We start from the raw sequence: 19,175 nt of genomic DNA, 5'->3' as shown, positions 1-19,175 counted from the left end.
CACTAAAAGTAGCTAAACTTATTCCTATGAGAATCATAACCTTAGTTCTGGCTTTACTTGGTAGTACCTTACTTTATAGCCAGATTAGTCCCATTGACCTGTTCACCTCCAACGCACGTACGGATCAACGCAATTACGGTAACGGTGTTACCAAGCTCTTGATTGACGGCGACAACCTCATACGACAAGGCCGTTGGGAAGAAGCTATCCAAGCTTACGATATTGCAGTGGAACAATGGCCCAACTGGGCACCTGCCTACCTTAAGCGTGCCATGGCCAAGCAGCGCATGGGCCGCAACACCGAAGCCGAGCGTGACCTACAACGAGCGTTCCTTATCAGCCCCAATAGTGTAATGCTCTTCAGCCTCAATAATCCAGCAAGCAAAATGCGCCTGCTGGCGACCTTACCTCCCGAAACCGATCAGCAGGAAACAACCAAAACCGTCTATGATTTAAAAACCAGTGGTAAACTGATGCAGGCCAGCTCTTTAATCAACCAGCTAGAGGATAACCAAGACCTCCCCCCAGCTGACATCGCCTTATTGCGTGGCAATCTGCAGCTCTTACAAGAAGATCATTTCGAGGCCATTGCCTACTACGACTGGGCTCTCCAACGCGGTACCTCTGCCGAGTTGTTGCACAATCGTGGGCTCGCCAGAATCCTCACTTATAATTTTCCTGATGGTTGCGCCGATCTAGAGCGAGCCAGCCACCTGGGCTACCAGCCTAGCGAGCAGCAGCACCTGGATTTATGCTCTTTCTAAAATTTCTTCAATTAGTCTAATCAATTGTTCTCGACGGCTGCAAATACGATTTGCAGCCGTCTTTTTTGTCTCTCCTAAAAAGGATACTGCTACCTTTGGGCCATGCGTGACAAAACACTTGTTCTCAGTGCCACAGGCCTCGCCTTCGTCTTAGTTTTCGTGGGCGCTATTGGTTACAGCAGCAAGGCCATCTTTATCAAGCTGGCCTATCTCTACGGTGCCGATAGTGTATCGCTGGTCGCCTTGCGCATGGCTTTCTCCCTGCCTTTTTTCCTGATAGCTGCAGCTTACAGTCAACGACAAAGAAAATCCAGCGATTTCCAGCTCAATCAAAAACAGTGGGCACAAATCATTGTGCTGGGCATCATGGGCTATTATATCGCCAGTCTGTTCGACTTTTGGTCGCTCCAGTACCTCACGGCCAGTTTGGGGCGGCTCATTCTGTTTACCTATCCAACACTGGTGCTGTTGTTGTCCGCCATTTTTCTAAGGCGCCGAATCAGCTGGGGCGAAGCTGCCGCCGTATTACTCTCCTACCTAGGTATCGCCCTGGCATTTTCACAATCGGTAGAACTGGCTCAGGGCGAGTTTTTCTGGCGAGGGGTAGCCTTGTCCTTTGGCAGTGCCCTAGCTTTTGCCATTTATCTGATGGGTAGCGGCGAGTTTTTACCCAAAATGGGTACCCTCCGCTACAATTCGCTCACCATGAGCATCGCCTGCTTTGCCATCATCATCCACCACGGCATCCAGCACCACTGGGCCCTCTTCGATTTTCCCACGCCCGTTTATTGGTACTGCTTCGGCATGGCCATGCTGGCTACCGTGCTGCCCAGTTTTATGGTCGCCGAAGGCATTCGTAGGTTAGGCGCAGGACCAGCATCCATCATCAGTAGTGTTGGCCCTATCTCCACCATCATGCTGGCGTCCGTTTTTTTAGGCGAAAGCTTCGGAGGCTGGCAATGGCTTGGTGCCGTATTGGTCATCAGTGGCGTGCTCCTGCTCTCGTGGTGGAAAAGGAAGAAAGGAAATTAAGTTAAAGCTTGGGGCCATGCCTTCTACCCAATTTTCACCAATAGCCTGATAAAGGGATAAAACTCCCTGGAAATGTCGGGAGATTATCAATTGTAATTCAACAAATTAGTGCTAACTTCATTACAAAGAAGAACCGCTTCCAGAAAACCTTTCTTGCAATGAACAAACAACTACTCTATTTACTGCTACCGCTCTTTTTTCTTAGTGCCTGTAACGAGCCCATTGTCCGGCAGGCACCAGTTGTTGCTAATGAGACGGTCAGCTTGGGATTTTTTCCCTTTGCGGGAGGGATATCTGATTTCACCCCCTATTTCACGCAACGCACCCTTGTTTTCGAATCAGCAGCAGGCACCACTTATAGCTTCCTGATGAACCAGCCGATCCTGCAAGATGAATACAGTTACCTAAAAACCTTCCCTCATCCTGATCGACCAGGTGAGTTTGTAGATTACCGCTATGCGGGCAATCGCGCCTACTTCGAATTTGTTTGTACTGAACTTGGTGCCAAGCTGATCGTAGCCATACAACCCGAATTGTGCCAAGATCCTCAACTCAATCCCGAGGTGCTACCCAAAGATTTTCTCCAGGCACGCGGTGTTGGATTTAATGATGGTGATGTCAACATCGTTGCACCTACCCTGTCCGTAGATATTAGTAACAACCGACCATGTGGAGGGGGCAGAAAACTGGGGACCATCACCTTGGGAGGCCGAACATTCACTAATGTTACCTATCAGCGACAAGAATTGGGCAACCGCTATTTTGAAGTTTACTACTCCCCCGAAGAGGGCATTGTCGCTTTTGGCACCACCTATCTTTTCCTGGTCTTAAAAGAAGCCTATTAAGATGAAGCTTGCCTTGTAGGCAGGAACACAAAACCCCACAAAAATAATTGGTTACCATTCCGTGGTTTAGTGTTTTAGTGGCTAAAAAACCTCGGCACCTCCGTGTATAAAAAATTCCGCGCCTCAGCGGCTAAAAAATCAGCGAAAGTCTTCCGCGAAGAAAGCCACCAACGCACAAACGGTATGAGGGTGCTGAAACCCACCTGTGAGTAGGCGTTGTTTCACTTCTTCGCGCGGCATGGCTATGAGTAGAATATCTTCCCCGTCATCCATTTGAGGCGCGCCAGCCAATGTGACATTATGGGCTGAAAAATGGTGAACAATGCCCTCCATAAAAGCCGGATTAGAAGCATGGCTGCCCAGCGAGGCCCAGCTAGAAGCCTGATAGCCCGTTTCTTCGAGCAGTTCTCGGCGCGCAGCAGTGAGGGGATCTTCTCCAGCGTCGATTAGTCCGCCTGGCAACTCGTAGAGGTACTGCCGGACGCCAAAGCGGTATTGCTGCACCAATAGGATGTGCCCCTCAGGTGTAGTAGCAACGACCTGAACGGAACTCCCCCCTTCAAGCAAGATCATTTTTTCTTCATGTCCATTCCGCGGATTGATCAACCAGTCGAAACGCACCTTAAATAATTTGAGATCAGGGCCAGCCTCAGAACGGGTCCGATGCCAACGTAGGGGAGTGTTTTCTTGCGCCATATTCCTGTTTTTTTTGAACTACCAAGTCCATCAAAGGTAGACCGATATTAAAGTAATTTGGGCTTTTGTCTAAACACTTCATTCGAGATGTACCGATCTTATTATTCCTTCAAAAATATACATTAAAAAAATGTTACTACAAATGACGATCTCCGTCAGAAGGTCGATTTATTCAATTTCTCCCTATGTTTCAATTAAAGCTCATGAAGTATTTCACAACAATTATCGCGCTCCTGACTTTCCTGGCGGTAAGCACGACAGTCGCTGCTCAAGCTACCAACTGCAATGCAACAAACGCCACCCAATTTGTGACTTGTGCAAATGACAATGCCATTTCCAAAATTACCCTTTCGGGTACGGGAAGCGGTAGTGTGGTAGTTACGGCCATCACTGACTTGCGAGGGAAAACCATTGACATGAACAACAAAAACCTGACTTTGCCAGGAGGTACACTGATCAATACTTCAACCGTGTTTGTAGGCAACGGATCGGTGACCTTGAATGTTGATGGTACTACTTTCACTAACTCCAGCGGCAGAGATGTATTCAACAATGCCATTCAAAACTGCACCACTTGTACGACACTAGCTCAGGTATTGGCATTCTTACCCGTAGAGCTCTTGTCTTTTGAGGCAAGCTTAAAGGAAAATGTCATACTGCTCAACTGGACGACCGCCAGCGAAACCAGCAACGATTTTTTCTTGTTGGAATACAGCAGCAATGGTACGCAATTCACAACCCTCGCTACCTTACAAAGCAAGGGAGATAGCCATGTAGAGCAATACTACCAATACTTGGACTACCCGGCTAGCAAAGGGCAACATTACTACCGTTTATCTCAGTATGATCTGGACGGCACCTTTGCCTAGCTAGGGCTGGTGACCGTAAAACAGACAGAAGAAGGTAGTATCTCTTTATATCCTAATCCAGTCTCGGTTGGAAAATACCTCACACTTGAGGGTGTAGATAACCGTGGTGACAGCATTAAGAGTGCCCGACTTATAAGCGCCAACGGCCAACAATGGCCAATAAACCATACCGGCAGTCATCAGCTTTTGTTGCCGACACAACTAGCTCCAGGTTTGTACTACCTTCAGCTGGTAACGAACAGCAGTAGTCAAAACCTGCCTGTGCAAATAATTCGCTAGTAGGGTGCCAACAACAAGATACTTCTACTGGAGCAACCAAAACGCAGGCTTGCTATCCGGCTTTGGAAACAGCTTTTTCACGCGCTTTTCGAGAAAATTAGGGACAGCCGTGGTTTTTTCAAAGCAGAAACGCTTGGGCAACTGGGTGTACAGCGACTTCGGCGGTTTACAGTTTTTGAGGATGCAGCCCGCGTCGTAGGTATGGTAGAAGATGCGGCTAACCCCGATTTCTTCCCACAAGAAGCGTAAGGTAGCCGTTAGCATGGCTTCCGCCCACACCTCACCGTAGGCTTTGAGTACCTGCTGGAGGTAGTGTTCATACTGCTCCAGTTCCAGGCTATGGCGACTGCGTTTGGTGGTCCATTCCATCCAATTGCCGTTGGCATCGCGCTTGCGATGGCGGCGTTCGATGACCTCCTCGTTGGCGGCTTTCCACCAGTCGGTCTGTACCTCCTCAATGAGGGCTTCATCGAGGTTTTCGCTGAGGTCGATACGCGCCCAAGCAAGCGTGAAGTCGTTGCCAGCGGCCCGACTCGGGTGTGCCCAGTACTTGAAAGGATGGCGCTGACGACCATCTATCAGTTGCTGGTAGGCACGATTGTGGTCGCTGGCAAAGTTGAGTTGTAGCACCAGGTTGTAGCCCGGGCGCGAGGTTTGTGCCCAATTTTGGGAAAAGTGACGCTGCTGGCCCCACTGGCCAAAACTCAGCCGAAAGGAAAGTGGGTCAACCGACCGCAGCAGCTGCAAGCGATCGAAATCGAGCATGCCATCACCCCACTGGCCAAGTGCATCTTTCAGCAGCGGCCGCTCCAATAAACGCCCCCAACGACCGTTGGCAATCGTTTTGATCTTTTGGGCAGCAGGTAAAGTTTGTCTTTCTATAAGGTAGCGAGCGTATTCATCTTTGGCGTAATAAAATACACGACGCTGCCCTTCCAGCACTTCCAGGAGGAAGTCTAAAGAAGAACGATCCATAACCGTAATGTTTAAACCCGTTACTAAGTGGTCTGGGACATTCTCACTTGTCCTTTTTTGCTCTGACTGCGTTAATCCCGAGACTTCGGGACGCCGAAGCTTAGGCTTCGCCTACGTTTTTCGCCTTGTCAGAGCAAAAAATGACGTTGCGATAATATTCCCAAACCACTTAGTGCCGGGTTTAGCTAAAAACTTAATTGAAAACGCTCCTGCAGAGAAGTGAGGAGCCTACCAGTATTTTGGCATTCGTCATCCAAGGCGAGTACCTACCGCCAGCTCCGCAATGAGCATGCTGGGAATTATTAGGTTATGGAGACAGAACATGGCAGCTTGTTTTTTGTGACTGGCTACTCTAACAGTGGGAAAGAACGAGAAAGTTCCCGTGAAGCATTTATTTGTACAATCTTATTTCAAAGACACCACCCCTAGCAAACAAAAAGTGTTTTTAAAAAAAATGCAACCTAATTTGTTTCATTAAAGAATTTTACTAAATTTACCCCTCTTAGTGACTTGACAACCACTAAGAACATCGAAGGTCTCTACCCCCAGTTTGTCGTGGGGCATTCAGCGGTTGTTTTTTTGCGTATTGCTTGGCTGTTGCCGCTCCGGCAGCAGAGATAGACGCACGCCCTGTATGGTCGTATGGCCTGGGGCGGCATTGGCGATCTGGCAGGAGGGTGGGCCCTCCACTTGGGGCCCTTGTATCCCGGCGCACCAATCACCATCACTGCCCACTACTTTGTCTATCAATCTTTTAGCAAGTCACTAACCCGCTCCCACCCCTTCTCCTCCGCCAATTCGGATCTGGTCATCAAAGCATAGGTGTTATTGAACCCCAGTGGAGGGAGCCACAGTACGCCATCCCTTTGCTGGCAGTTTTCCTTTACGTAGACATACACTGCGTCGGCATCGGTGAAGATGGCTTCGCGGATGCTATCGGCAGGTTGTAGTAACACCTGAAACCCCGTACCAGTATATTCTGGATAAAGATCGATCTCGCCAGTGCGCAGGGCGTCGTAGCAAATTTTGGTGCCTCCGAGCCCCGGTTTTGCGATCACGCCAATGCTGGTGTGACCCTCAATGAGTTGACGAAAAATCTCTACCAGCAGGTACTGCTCCGTGAAAAGCTTGGAACCGATCAGGATTTCGCCCTTGCGCGCTCCTTCAGGCGCTTGCCACAAGTTTTGCTGACGCAAGAAATCGGTGGCGACTTCACTCACGGATCGGTGCAGGTGATCGACTTCGTAGTTGAGGCGTGTCATGAGGCTGTCGCTGATTTTGGCGCTCAACAACTCGATGGTGGGTCTTAATTCCGGGTACTGATCGGCCGTATTGGCGTTCAGTAAAATAGCGCACTCGTAAGGCGGAAAAGCGTGCTGATCATCTTCCAACACCTTGAGATTATAAGCTTTTACCCGACCATCGGTCGAATAACCGCTGATGATATCTACTTCGCTCTCGGCGACTGCGCGGTACAACAAGCCGGCATTCAGGATCAGTGTATTAAAAGCCAGACCTGGATACTGCTCCTCAATACTGGGCAGTCCATCGGCTCGCTCCGAAAACTCGGGGTCAAAGGCGGCGGCTAGTAGCTCCTTATTCGCCGGGCCCCGCCAGGCCATCCATCCCAAAAGAGGGATCAACAATAGCAGCGCCGAAGGTCGTTGTTGGCGTTTCCTGCTCAGTAAGGCCAATCCCTGATCGAACAACACGGCCAATAGTGCCGCGGGCAAGGCACCAGCCAATATCATCTGGTTGTTATTGAGCGCAATACCACCAAAGATGTACTCCCCCAATCCACCCGCACCGATGTAGGCTGCCAGCGTTGCCACGCCCACATTGATGACCGCTGCCGTGCGCACTCCGGCTAATATTACCGGCATCGCCAGTGGCAGCTCTACTTGCCTAAGCATTTGCCACGGGGTCATGCCCATCCCGGCAGCGGCTTCACGCACCGCCGGGTCGACGCCCTGAAGCCCAGTGAAGGTATTTCGCAAAATGGGCAGAATAGCGTACAAAAGCAGGGCAAAAATGGCGGGTTTGACCCCAATCCCTAGCAAAGGAATCAGGCTCCCCAGCAAGGCGATGCTGGGAATGGTTTGTAAAATTCCCGCCGCCCCAAGTACCCAGCGCGACCAAGCCTTGCGGCGGGCAATCCAGATGCCCGCAGGGATAGCTATCATACAAGCTAGTAACAACGACAACAGGGTTAGCCCCAGGTGTTCTAGACTCAACTCCAGTAGCTTGTCGCTATTCTCCTGCAAAAAGTTTAAAAAAGTCATCTAACCTGGTTTGATATATCGTCCGCCAACTTTAGATTTTCCAATGTCTCTACACCCTCTACTAAATACCTTTTACGCTAAAATGCATTCTGCAAAAAGGCAGCTGCTGTTTGCGTAAGCTGCGCGGGCGAAAACCACTGGCCTGCATTATTGACTCCTACCCTGCCGGTAGAACCTGGTGCCAACAACTGATCCAATACTTCTTGTAAAGGCATAGTAGCAGAGAACTCTATCTGCTGACGATCTGCCGGAGGAGGTGTGTCATCCAGCTCCTGAAGATCATCAACCGTGAGTACCCGATACGCCAGCCCCAGACGTTGAGCTGCAAAAAAGTTGCGGACAAAATCATTGGTGGGTTGAAAAAGCAACTCCCTTGGACTGCCCATTTGCTGCATTTGCCCTTGGTCTAAAAGACAGATCCGGTCGGCCAATTCAAAAGCCTCCATCACATCGTGGGTGACCAACACGACGGTCTGCTGCTGAAAGGCTTCCAGTTCTCGAAAATCCCGGCGCAATTCCTGACGAGTGATCGGATCCAACGCACTAAAAGGTTCATCCATTAATAACACGGGAGGTTCGGCAGCCAGCGCCCGGGCAATACCAACGCGTTGCTGTTGCCCACCGCTGAGTTCGTGTGGATAGCGAGATAGGAAAAAATCAGGAGCCAAACCCAACCGTTCCAGTAGTAATTGAATGCGTGCCTGAATACGTGCTTCGGGCCACTTGAGCAAGCGAGGAACGACCGCTATATTTTCAGCAATGGTATAATGCGGAAACAAACCTACATCCTGGATGACATACCCCATACGTCGGCGCATCTGTTCCAGCGGCAAACGGTGTACTTCTTCTCCATTTAGAAATATTTTGCCCGCACTAGGCTCAATCAAGCGATTGAGCATCTTCAAGGTCGTAGTCTTGCCACTCCCGCTGGTGCCTAATAATGCCAGTGTTTCTCCTACTTCTACCCGCAACGAGAGGTCATCTACGACAGTGGTTGCTCCAAACACCTTACTTAGTCCTTGTACTTCAATCATTAAAGCAAAATACTAAAAAGGTTTGAAGTCCTTGACAAATGAAATAGACCGTATTGAGCATTCCTGATTTTGTTTAGCTAGTTTGCCCCTTATACTTTGGGTCAAAGTCTACCATCCATTCTATACCATACTTATCTCTAAACATCCCAAAATAGGAGCCCCAAGGACTATCGCTAATCGGCACTTCAATATTTCCGCCCGCTGAAAGGCCATTAAATAACTTATCCGCTTCTTCCCGACTTTCTGCGCTGATGGCAATTTTAGACCTGTTTTCATTTTCATTTACCAGCCCCATGATTTCTGGAACGTCATTGCCCATCAAAACGTTTTTGCCAATAGGCAAGGCTATATGCATTATTTTATTCGCTTCACTTTCTGCTATCGAAACTCCCGGACTTGACATATCTTTGAAGCGCATGATCATTGCAAACTCGCCGCCAAATACTGATTTGTAAAAATTGAATGCTTCTTCTGCATTCCCGTTAAAGTTGATGTGAGGATTAATCAATGCCATGATTTTGATTTTTTAGTTGTTTTCAAATACTACCCCAAATACTTCCCCAAAAAGCCCAGCATCGCCCGGTAAAACTCAAAGCGATTTTCCTCATTTTGAAAGCCGTGCCCCTCGTTGTATTTCACCAAATAGGGCACTTCTATGCCGCGCGATCGTAGCTGCTTTACAATCTGGTCCGATTCATCAATGTTTACCCGAGGGTCATTGGCTCCCTGTGCAACGAACAGTGGCGTACGGATTTTGTCGACATGAAAGACCGGAGAAGTAGCCCTCATCTGTTCTTCGTCTTCCTCTGGGTGGCCCACCATAGCGTAGAGCATATCCAGGTAAGGCTTCCAATAGGGTGGAATCGTTTGCATAAAAGTAAACAGGTTGCTCACTCCTACATAATCAATGGCACAAGTATACAAATCTGGCGTAAACGCAATGCCCGCCAGCGTAGCATAGCCCCCGTAGCTACCGCCGTAGATGGCCACTTTGTTGGGGTCGGCAATACCTTCGGCGATCAGCCAGTTTACACCGTCGGTGATATCGTCTTGCATAGTCAGGCCCCACTGCTTGAAGCCGCCCTCCCAAAAAGCACGGCCATAGCCAGTACTCGCCCGGTAGTTCATCTGAAACACCGCGTATCCACAGCCCGCCAGCAGTTGCGCCTCCGGGTTGTAGCCCCAGCTATCACGTACCCAAGGCCCACCGTGAGGATTGATCACCACCGGTAGTGGCTCCTCTCCCGTATGCCCCAACGGCAAAGTCAGGTAACCCTGTATGGACAACCCGTCGCGACTTTGGTAGGTCACCGGCTGCATTGGGGCCATGTCCTCTTCCTTCATCCAGGGGCTTACTTGGGTCACCAATTGGGGTTCTTCCAAGGTGCCATCGTAGTAATAATAAGCACCCAAAGAGCGATCGCTGTAAGTACGGAGCAAAAAACGCTCTTCAGCTTTGTCCTTACTTACCACTACTATCTCGTAATTCCCCAAGGCTTTACGCCAGGATTCATAACGGACGCGGCGGTCCTCGTCAAAGAAATGGTGCTGCTGCTTCCAGGTGGTATAGCTCACCTCGGTCAGTACCTTGTGGCGGCGCGAATAATGCAAGCTACTCACATCCACTTCCAGATGAGCAAAGATCGGTTCGCCGACTTCCTTGCCTGCGGCGAGATCAAATTTCACGATAGCCATTTTGTCACGCTTGAGGTTGGAAGCACAAAAGATGACATCGCCATTATCAAAATCAAAAAAGAGGGGGCTTAAACTCTCGCGGAAACTCGTTTCACTCACTACCTCAAAAGCATCTTCTTCTTTGCGGCGGTACAAGAGTTGTTCGTTTACCCCGCCCACCATACGAATGGCCACCCGCAAGCGGCCTTCATGATCCGTCAGCCACTGAACGATCGGTTGCAGGGGATCCACATTTTCCGCCAACTGCTTCATTTCACCAGTGTGGATATTGATGCGGTAAGGCTCGAAAAGCTGAGGATTGTTTTTATTCAGTCCAATGATGAGCTCATTTTCATCGTCGTAAAGGTCATCAATGATCTGGATAGTCACTTCAGGAAATGGCGTCAGATCACGGGGATTAGCACCATCTTTATCCACCGCAAAAAGCTGGTAATTTTCGTTACCGCCACTGTCTTTCACAAAGACAATCCGTTGGTCACTGGCCCAAAAAAAGCTGCCTATACTGCGGTCCGTTTCGTGGGTGATGCGTACTGCCTGATCTTCGCCCAGGAGGCGTACGTGAATATTGTTTCGCCGTTCATAAGGTGCCAAATAGGCCAGGTATTTCCCGTCGGGCGACAGTTGAAAAGCCGTTTGTTCCGGCAACCGAAAAAAGTCCTCCACCGCATACTTCAACGTAGCGGGAAGGTGGGTCGAAAGTGCGGCGATCTCCTCCTCATTGCTGGGCAAATCTGTATCGCCAGGTAGTGGGGACGTAGTAGTGCTAGTTTCCTTCATCACGTAAAGAAAAAATTTTTCATTGACCTTTTCACGCTCTTGCACGATAATTAGTGAATTCTCTTCTTTTTTTTGGGCGTGCCCCCGCCTTTTCTACTCATCGGGGTGGTTTTGCGGCTGGGTTGGGAGACGTAGCGGTGCGACGTCTCTACCAGGTTTGGCGGCGGGGTCGCTCCCTTCTGGGCTCGCTATCGCTCGGCCCTCCCGCTGGTCGGTCTCCGCCCTGTGGGCAGCCCCGCCAGGCAGCTCACGCGTTTTGGATGTCGGAAGTGGGAGGTGGGAATTTTGCCAAAGTTTGATGGTTGGTGGTTGATCGTTGATGGTGTCAACATGACCTTCCCTAAATAACGTTGACAGGTTTATCAATCATTCTACTTAAAAGCTGAGTGCTAGTTGTCCATCTTCTTTTGGCAAACCAAGCTTAACAAATGCGGGCAGAATCTGACTTGTCCCATCAAAAGCTCCGCTACTGGGATAAGTCAGATTCTGAGCCGCCATTGGCTGGTATTCCAACTCTTTTGCTTCGCCGTCTCGTATCAACAACGATGGTGGTCTTTGCCCCTTACTCTCCTCAAGATAACATTCAAATCCCAAAGGTGCAATTCGCAGCGGTAACTGACTATGGTGACGCACTTTGTTGTAGTTCTCTACAGCCCTCTTCACGTACCTTCTCAGTGCTCTATAATCTCTGATTGGCCAGTGCTCAAGGTATTCATTCTTGATCACATCATTGAGCTTCTCTGCGTACGCATTGTCCAATGCTGTAATGCACATGCTAGAGCTGATTCCTCGTGATCTCAATACTTCTATAAAGTCATTGCTGCGATACTGGGAGCCCCCGTCACTGTGGAAGATCAGTTCACTCAAATCCATACCACGACGCAACCGCAAGGCCATTTTCAGAGCCTCTATGTTTGCTCTAGCTCGGAGGTTATCACTTACGCTATAGCCCACTATAAGCCGGGAATACACATCTATGATAAACGTCAGATAGTAATACTTGTCCTCTAGGCGATAGTAAGTCGTATCCGATTGCCAAACTCGGTTTAAACCTATGATAGTAAGCAACTTAACTAAATTAGGATACCGTAAACCACCACTCTTCGTAGTTCTAATGTAGCTCCTTTTTCGTTCCAGCGAATGACCCAATAGAGTCATCTCTCGAATAAATGCATCGCGACCTAGTCCTTCTGGCTGGATCATATAGTAGGCCTTTTCAAGACCCAAACCTCCGTGATCTGCACGGTGTGTCAACAGCATTGCTTCCGCTGAATACACCCCGTCCTGATAATCCGCTCGCCGACGTAAATATTGCGACAGCGATTGACGCGAAGTACCTAGTGCAGTATATACTTGTTCATTACTTGGACTCTTCATTTCTGATCTGTATTTCGACAAGAGCCGGACAAGGGAGTCGTAAAACCACTTTTTTTTTCAACATCTATTCCTGCTTCACGAAGCTCCTCTATAAAGCTCTCATAGTAGTCCAATTTAATTTGTTTTTGACCTAGAGAACGTTCTAGTTCAGCCACCCGCTTTTCCAGCAATTTAACCTTCTCCGTCTGGGAATTTGGTACTTCCACTATTATCGCTTTTTGTTGATCGTACGCGCTGTACTTACTTATCCAGCGGTACAGAATATTTACATGGATGCTGTATAAACGACCCATCTGGGCCACGCTAAAGGTACCTTCTTCGTAGTCCTTAACTCGCGCTTTTTTAAAGGTTTCACTGTAATTACGACGCCTTTTGGGCCGATTAACCTTATTCGTTGACTTCATTTTTAACTAAATTTGTTGTCAACGTATTTCAGGGATAGTCAACAATCAACAATCAACCAACCTTCAAACACTTCCAACTTCCCCTACACCTCATACACCCTCACCTTCCGTTTCTTTAGGTGGGTGTTGTCGGTCAGTTCGATCAGTTGTTTGAGTTTGTTGCGGCGGACGGCCACGAAGGCACAATCTTGTTTCAGCTCAATGTTACCGACGCAATCTTTGGGCATCCGGCCCTGCTTGAAGAAAAAGCCGGCGATGTCGCCTTTAGAGATTTTATCGCCACGGCCACCGGAAACGAATACAGTTGTCCAGTCTACCGCTTCGGGCAGCGGGGCTTCGTTGAGGATTTGCTCAGGCAGCTCGCCGATGAAGTCAGGTAGTTCTTCGCCTTCCCAGTGAAGTACGTAGGCGGTACCTTCCTTGTGCATCCGGGCGGTACGACCATTCCGGTGGGTAAATTCTTCCGCCCGGTGCGGCAGATGGTAATGGATGATGAACTTGATCTCCGGCACATCAATACCACGCGCAGCGAGGTCCGTCGCTAGCAGCAGCTGATGACTGCCATTACGGAATTTGATCAGCGAGCGTTCGCGATCCCGTTGCTCCAAGCCGCCGTGAAAAAGGGCGTGGGGGACCCCCAACTCATTCAAATATTCACTAACACGATCAATGCTGGCCTTGTAATTGCAGAAAATGATCCCTGGCTGCTTGCCCAGGTGGCGGAGTGCTGCACCCAGCGTCTGGAGCTTGTCTTTGGTCGGCGAGATGATGCTCCTGATGTCCAGATTTACGACCCCATCTCCCAGAAAATCTATCTTTGCGGGCTTATTCAGCTGAATAAAATCAGGAATCTCTACGGCCGGAGTTGCCGAAGTGAGGATGCGCTTCTTGAGATGCGAAAGCAAATTCACAATCTCACTCATCTCTTCCTCAAAGCCCACCTCAAGTGATTTGTCAAATTCGTCCAATACCAGGTAGTGGAGTTCTTTGGTACGGAAGCTACGTCGCCGCAAATGATCGGCCACCCGCCCCGGCGTACCGATCAAGATCGCCGGCAGCTTTTGCAATTCCGCCCGATCTTTGGCAATGGGGCGACCACCGTAAACGGCATTGGTCTTGTAGCCCGTCCCCATTTCGCGGGCCACCTGCTCAATCTGGATCGCCAGTTCTCGGGAAGGCACCAAAATCAGCGCCTGTACCTCTTCGCTTTCAGGGTTCAACATGCCGATCAGCGGCAGCAAAAACGCCAATGTCTTACCACTCCCCGTCGGGGATAGCAAGACCAGGTCGTTAGCATGCTCAATGGCCAGCTGGGCCTCCTCTTGCATGGTGTTCAATTCCGTGATCCCCAGCTTCGCTAGTATCTGCTCCTTGTTCTTCAATGGACTTATCATGGTGCAAAGTTAGTGGTACCTTTTTGTATTCAAGCATTTAGGGTCAAAAACTTAATCTTTGAGGTTGCGGCGGGGTGCGAAGGTAATCGTACCAGTGCGATCATACGATGAGCGTCAAAGTCGGAAGTCAGATCCCGAGGATTCGGGAGGAAGTCGGAAGTAGCGGAACACACGAAAACCAAGAGGAGAGCTCGTCTCTAGGCGAACCAAATAATTCCGACTTCCCACTTCCCAACTCCGACTTAGTAAATACCCCCAATCGTACCAATACGATCATACGATCACTCTACCTGAGCGATAATGATTCCGTACCTCCCATCTTCTTGCACCCAATTTTTACCAGGCAGGTAGGTGCGAGAGACAAACCCGTCGAGGTACAACGCATTTTGACAACCATGTTTCTGGAAGAATTGGGCGAAATGGAAAAAATTGATCTTCTCTTTAGACATCGCAAATAACACTTGCCCAGTGGGCAAAACCCCTACCCCGTTCCTGATGTGGAGATTGGTAGACCCCTCGTTAAATTTTGGATGAATCTCTCCGTTGACCAACAGCATTGGCCCCGATTGGGTGGCGTACCTGTGGTTTTCTTTTTCCACGTAGTTTTCGGTGCTTACTACAAAAGCGCGATGGTCGTCCGTGATGTAAAAGATTCCATTAGGATACAGGTAGAAATTGCCATAACCTTTATGCTGTCGGTCTATCTGCTTTTTCTTGATACCGTCTTCTATATACAAGCCCTGTGGCGACAGGTCAGGCAGGTACATTCCGCCATTCATGGCAAAAATTAATTTTTTATTCTTCTCGGCAAGCCACTGTTTCAGGCGGCCATGATTCTCGAAATATTCGCCCGATTCATCGGTGGAATAAAAGACCAATGGGTCTTCTTCCAAGTCTATTACATAGCTCAATATTTGCGGATCATCAATGGGTTTAGGAGCAGATGTATCTTTTGAACTAGACCAACTTATTGCAATGATTGCTAGGGCTATCAGTATTAAAACAAGTCCGATTATTTTGTTTTTTCTCATGGCTTTATTTTATCACATTTTGAATCGACATCCCAAGTGAAGGGTACATTGCTTAGTTCAATTTATACCTACACTAAACCCAATTCCCTATCTTCGCCCGTCAAATTGTATACTAGCTATGATTCTCAGCGATATCAAGATACTGGAAGCCATTGACAACGGAGAAATTGTCATCGAACCCTTCGACCGTAGCTGCTTGGGTACCAACTCCTACGACGTGCACCTCGGCAAGTGGTTGGCTCACTACAAAGATCATATCCTCGACGCAAAAAAGCACAACGAAATCGAGCACTTTGAGATCCCCGAAGAAGGTTTTGTACTCCACCCCAACACCCTCTACCTTGGCGTCACGCTCGAATATACCGAAACCCACGCTACCGTCCCTTTCCTCGAAGGCAAGAGCAGTGTAGGCCGCCTAGGCATCGATATCCACGCCACAGCTGGCAAGGGCGACGTAGGTTTTTGCAATACCTGGACCCTCGAAATCTCCTGTACCCACCCGGTAAGGGTTTACGCAGGAATGCCGATAGGTCAGCTGATTTACTTCATGGTCGACGGCGATATCGAAAATTACTACAACAAAAAAGACAACGCTAAATACAACACCCGTACCATCAAACCCGTGGAGAGTATGATGTGGAAGAATAAGTTTTAAACCAAAATCTTCCCCTCTATCTCCTCTTCCATAAAGGTCAGCTGTAGATTTTCGTCATACATGGCCCGCATGGCGAAGGCTTGTTCACGGGCCATGTATTGATAGATGTGCCAGTCGGTAGCTGGGGTTGCCAGTGTTTCCAAAGCGGAAAAGTCTATCCATTCCAGCTCCCCTTCATCGCAGGGTGGAGCTTCCTGCCACGGAATATCTGCCATATAAATGCTGCACCACCAATTGTATTCCACGGGCGAGGTTTCCACTAAGGAGCCCATGTAGCACAATTGTTGCAGCTTGATGCCGGTCTCTTCTTCTACTTCTCGCAAGCCGGTTTGGTAGGGGTCTTCGTAGGGGTCGACCTTTCCTCCCACCGGTACGTAAAGTCCGCGGTTGGGTTCGTTGGCTCGCTTGAGCAACAAAAACTGCGTTCCGCAACGCAAGACCACCATGACTGCTGTTCGTTTTAATCCTTTCATATTATATATGTTGAGACGCGATGCATTGCGTCTTTACGGCTTGCAATCAGGCACCTTTACCGATAACCATCTCTAGTATTTGTGGCAAGACCGGATGCTGGTTTTCCTTGTTCCAGATGACGGAAAGGACAGCCCGCTGACTGATCTCCGGCAGTTCAATAAACCGAACCGAAGGCTGGTAACCTTTTTGCAAAGAGGTAGGAACGATAGATATTCCAAAACCATTCTCCACCAGGCGGTAAATCGTATTGGCGTGTACGGTCTTGTGTGCAACGATGGGCGTGAAGCCACTATCCGAAAATATACTCATCACCTTGGCGTAATAACTGGGGCTGTAATCTTCCTCAAATAAGATAAACGGCTCTTTGCGTAAGGTACTCAAATCCCGAAATCCCTCCTTTGTTAGCGGATAATCCAAAGGTACTACCAACGAAAAAGTCTCTTCCCAAACAGGACGAAGTGCCAGCCTTGCCGGTACTTTTTGCAAACGCACAAAGCCTAGGTCAATCTCCCTACTGAGCAAACTCTCTACCTGCTGGTTGTTGTCCATTTCCTGCAAAGAAAACTGGATGCCAGGCAAGTGGGTTTTGAACTGGCCAAATAACGCCGGAATGACGTTCTGCATGGCCGAACCTACGTATCCCATGCGTATACTTCCCAAAACACCTTTGCTGATCTCGCCAGCCTGGCCCAATAAATTGCTGATCTGTTTTAGTACCAAGCCCAATTCGCTTTGCAAAAACCGCCCCGCAGGAGTGAGTTCTACCTGTTTATTATTTCTGGCAAACAAAGGATACCCCAACTGCTGCTCTAGCTGCTGGATCTGTCTACTCAGTGCCGGCTGAGAGATATAGAGTTGCTCCGCAGCCTTCCGAAAATGTAATGTCTCCGCCAAAGCAAGGAAATACCGAAAATGGCGAAGCTCAATTTGATTACTCAAGGTTATTGATTCTTACAAAAATTGAATTGTAAGTTATTAAAAACACTGGTAATTTTGTTCTGAATTTGTAAAACCACCTAATCTTTTATGTTTCACTACGGAAAAGATGTATTAACTGCCGGCAAAGCCCTAGCCATCGCACGCGGGCAACTCAGCGCAACACTTGCAGCAGATACCCGCCAACAGGTAGCTGCATCTCAACGCATTGTGGAACAAGTTGTAGAACGAGGAGCGGCCGTTTACGGTATCAACACCGGATTCGGCCCTCTTTGCAACCAGACCATCTCCAAGCAGGATACTGCTATTCTTCAGAAAAAACTACTGCTCAGCCATAGTGTCGGTGTAGGCCATCCGATTGATCAGGAGATAGCAAAGCTTATGTTGATTTTAAAAATACATGCGCTATCTCAAGGTTATTCCGGCATTGCGCTTGAGGTCCTGGATCGCTTGCTTTGGCAATTGGAAGAAGAGATTATCCCCGTAGTTCCTGAGCAGGGATCTGTTGGTGCTTCTGGTGATCTGGCGCCTTTGTCGCACCTCTTTTTGCCCTTATTGGGGGAGGGAGAAGTGTTCTACCAAGGCAGCCGCTACCCCACCGCCGAGATCCTGGCTAAGCACAACAAAGAAGCACTGGTATTAGGCCCTAAAGCGGGTCTGGCCCTCATCAATGGCACCCAGTTTATTGCTGCCCACGCGGTGCTTTTGGTAGAGCGTTTTCACAATTGCCTGGCCCAGGCAGATCTGATCGCTGCCTTAATGGTAGAAGGCTTGCAAGGTTCCAACTCCCCTTTCAACCCCAAGCTGCACCAGGTACGCCCCTACCCCGGCACAATACATGTAGCCCAGCGGATGGACAACTTCCTGCGTGATTCGGCGATCATGGACGACCACAAAAACTGCGACCGCGTGCAAGACCCCTACTCGCTACGCTGTGTGCCGCAAGTTCACGGTGCTTCGCGACAAGCGTGGTTGCACCTCAAGGAAGCCGTGGAGGTGGAAATCAATGCGGTCACCGACAACCCCATTGTTTTTTCAGAAGAGGAAGTTATCAGTGGAGGCAATTTTCACGGGCAGCCGCTGGCTCTCCCCTTGGATTATGCCTGCCTTGCCTTGTCGGAATTGGGTAACATTTCTGATCGCCGCTCCTACCTTTCGCTGGAAGGAAAATCGCCAGGAGTTCCCAAACTCTTGTTGGCCGAAACGGGTGTCAATTCTGGCTTTATGATCGTCCAATATACCAGTGCAGCACTGGCCAGCGAGAACAAAACGCTTTGCTTCCCCGCCAGCGCGGACAGTATTCCCACCTCGCTGGGACAAGAAGACCACGTGAGTATGGGCTCTATCAGCGCCCGCAAGGCCTTACAAGTTTGTGGTAATGTGGAAAAAATTCTGGCGGTAGAGATGCTCTGTGCAGCACAGGCCATGGATTTCCAACGACCACTTACTTCCAGCCCGGTGCTGGAAGCTGCCCACGCTACGATCCGCCAGCAAATCCCTTTTGCGACCGAAGACCGTATCTTTGCCAAAGACATCGAAGCAGCAATAGGTATTTTACAACGCGGCGATTTACTGGCCGCAACAGCTCCTTATCACTCGGCAAGTACCTTTACTTATACCTCGCTTTTAGAAGAATTTTAAACCCTAATTTGAAGC

Annotated in this window: 19 protein-coding genes; 7 read left to right on the top strand and 12 right to left on the bottom strand. The window is 49.1% G+C overall.

Features of this window, described 5'->3' with window-relative positions:
* Nucleotides 1-26: 26 nt before the first annotated feature.
* The 3 genes from AB0L18_RS14680 to AB0L18_RS14670 all read left to right on the top strand — a co-directional run bounded on the left by AB0L18_RS14680 (nt 27) and on the right by AB0L18_RS14670 (nt 2,641).
* Nucleotides 27-764 carry a tetratricopeptide repeat protein gene (locus AB0L18_RS14680; RefSeq protein ID WP_367388057.1) on the top strand — a complete coding sequence of 246 codons (738 nt, stop codon included), beginning with the start codon at nt 27-29 and terminating at the stop codon, nt 762-764.
* A 102-nt stretch (nt 765-866) separates the two neighbouring features.
* Nucleotides 867-1,796 carry a DMT family transporter gene (locus tag AB0L18_RS14675; protein ID WP_367388056.1) on the top strand — a complete coding sequence of 310 codons (930 nt, stop codon included), beginning with the start codon at nt 867-869 and terminating at the stop codon, nt 1,794-1,796.
* A gap of 158 nt (nt 1,797-1,954) precedes the next feature.
* Nucleotides 1,955-2,641, top strand: coding sequence for a hypothetical protein (locus AB0L18_RS14670; protein WP_367388055.1), 687 nt, complete (start codon nt 1,955-1,957; stop codon nt 2,639-2,641).
* 138 nt (nt 2,642-2,779) lie between these two features.
* On the opposite strand, the gene AB0L18_RS14665 is transcribed toward AB0L18_RS14670, so the two are convergent.
* Complete coding sequence (locus tag AB0L18_RS14665; protein ID WP_367388054.1) at nt 2,780-3,337, bottom strand: NUDIX hydrolase; 558 nt, start codon at nt 3,335-3,337, stop codon at nt 2,780-2,782.
* A gap of 203 nt (nt 3,338-3,540) precedes the next feature.
* Between AB0L18_RS14665 and AB0L18_RS14660 the strand changes: the two genes are divergently transcribed.
* Both AB0L18_RS14660 and AB0L18_RS14655 read left to right on the top strand, forming a co-directional pair.
* Nucleotides 3,541-4,206 (top strand): hypothetical protein, encoded by a 666-nt coding sequence (locus tag AB0L18_RS14660; RefSeq protein WP_367388053.1) that lies wholly within the window; start codon nt 3,541-3,543, stop codon nt 4,204-4,206.
* Between the two features lie 9 nt (nt 4,207-4,215).
* Nucleotides 4,216-4,485 carry a T9SS type A sorting domain-containing protein gene (locus tag AB0L18_RS14655; RefSeq protein ID WP_367388052.1) on the top strand — a complete coding sequence of 90 codons (270 nt, stop codon included), beginning with the start codon at nt 4,216-4,218 and terminating at the stop codon, nt 4,483-4,485.
* 24 nt (nt 4,486-4,509) lie between these two features.
* Here AB0L18_RS14655 and AB0L18_RS14650 read toward each other — a convergent pair whose 3' ends face one another.
* The 9 genes from AB0L18_RS14650 to AB0L18_RS14610 form a co-directional block, all read right to left on the bottom strand.
* On the bottom strand, nt 4,510-5,460 hold the full coding sequence (locus AB0L18_RS14650; RefSeq protein WP_367388051.1) for a hypothetical protein: 951 nt from the start codon (nt 5,458-5,460) through the stop codon (nt 4,510-4,512).
* A 746-nt stretch (nt 5,461-6,206) separates the two neighbouring features.
* Nucleotides 6,207-7,742, bottom strand: coding sequence for an ABC transporter permease/substrate-binding protein (locus AB0L18_RS14645; RefSeq protein WP_367388050.1), 1,536 nt, complete (start codon nt 7,740-7,742; stop codon nt 6,207-6,209).
* A gap of 77 nt (nt 7,743-7,819) precedes the next feature.
* Nucleotides 7,820-8,776, bottom strand: coding sequence for an ABC transporter ATP-binding protein (locus tag AB0L18_RS14640; protein WP_367388049.1), 957 nt, complete (start codon nt 8,774-8,776; stop codon nt 7,820-7,822).
* A 73-nt stretch (nt 8,777-8,849) separates the two neighbouring features.
* A complete protein-coding gene (locus tag AB0L18_RS14635; protein WP_367388048.1) occupies nt 8,850-9,290 on the bottom strand; it encodes a VOC family protein in 441 nt (146 codons plus the stop codon).
* Nucleotides 9,291-9,319: 29 nt separating this feature from the next.
* The gene (locus tag AB0L18_RS14630; protein WP_367388047.1) at nt 9,320-11,248 is read right to left on the bottom strand and encodes a prolyl oligopeptidase family serine peptidase; all 1,929 of its coding nucleotides are present in this window, start codon (nt 11,246-11,248) and stop codon (nt 9,320-9,322) included.
* A 375-nt stretch (nt 11,249-11,623) separates the two neighbouring features.
* Nucleotides 11,624-12,625 (bottom strand): transposase, encoded by a 1,002-nt coding sequence (locus tag AB0L18_RS14625; RefSeq protein ID WP_367388046.1) that lies wholly within the window; start codon nt 12,623-12,625, stop codon nt 11,624-11,626.
* A complete protein-coding gene (locus AB0L18_RS14620) occupies nt 12,622-13,029 on the bottom strand; it encodes a transposase (protein ID WP_367388045.1) in 408 nt (135 codons plus the stop codon). Before AB0L18_RS14620 ends, AB0L18_RS14625 begins: the two co-directional genes overlap by 4 nt.
* A gap of 83 nt (nt 13,030-13,112) precedes the next feature.
* The gene (locus tag AB0L18_RS14615; RefSeq protein ID WP_367388044.1) at nt 13,113-14,423 is read right to left on the bottom strand and encodes a DEAD/DEAH box helicase; all 1,311 of its coding nucleotides are present in this window, start codon (nt 14,421-14,423) and stop codon (nt 13,113-13,115) included.
* A 281-nt stretch (nt 14,424-14,704) separates the two neighbouring features.
* Complete coding sequence (locus AB0L18_RS14610) at nt 14,705-15,454, bottom strand: phosphodiester glycosidase family protein (RefSeq protein ID WP_367388043.1); 750 nt, start codon at nt 15,452-15,454, stop codon at nt 14,705-14,707.
* Nucleotides 15,455-15,572: 118 nt separating this feature from the next.
* On the opposite strand from AB0L18_RS14610, the gene dcd reads away from it, so the two are divergent.
* Entirely contained in the window at nt 15,573-16,109 is a 537-nt protein-coding gene (dcd, locus tag AB0L18_RS14605) for a dCTP deaminase (protein ID WP_367388042.1), read from the top strand.
* Here the strand turns inward: dcd and AB0L18_RS14600 are convergent.
* Complete coding sequence (locus tag AB0L18_RS14600; RefSeq protein ID WP_367388041.1) at nt 16,106-16,582, bottom strand: NUDIX domain-containing protein; 477 nt, start codon at nt 16,580-16,582, stop codon at nt 16,106-16,108. The genes dcd and AB0L18_RS14600 overlap by 4 nt on opposite strands.
* Nucleotides 16,583-16,628: 46 nt before the next feature.
* On the bottom strand, nt 16,629-17,522 hold the full coding sequence (locus tag AB0L18_RS14595; protein WP_367388040.1) for a LysR family transcriptional regulator: 894 nt from the start codon (nt 17,520-17,522) through the stop codon (nt 16,629-16,631).
* Nucleotides 17,523-17,609: 87 nt separating this feature from the next.
* On the opposite strand from AB0L18_RS14595, the gene hutH reads away from it, so the two are divergent.
* A complete protein-coding gene (gene hutH / locus AB0L18_RS14590; protein ID WP_367388039.1) occupies nt 17,610-19,160 on the top strand; it encodes a histidine ammonia-lyase in 1,551 nt (516 codons plus the stop codon).
* Nucleotides 19,161-19,175: the final 15 nt, after the last annotated feature.

It is taken from the genome of Lewinella sp. LCG006 (assembly GCF_040784935.1).
In the GTDB taxonomy this organism is placed as follows: Bacteria; Bacteroidota; Bacteroidia; order Chitinophagales; family Saprospiraceae; genus Lewinella.
This window is presented reverse-complemented; position numbering and strand designations above follow the sequence as displayed.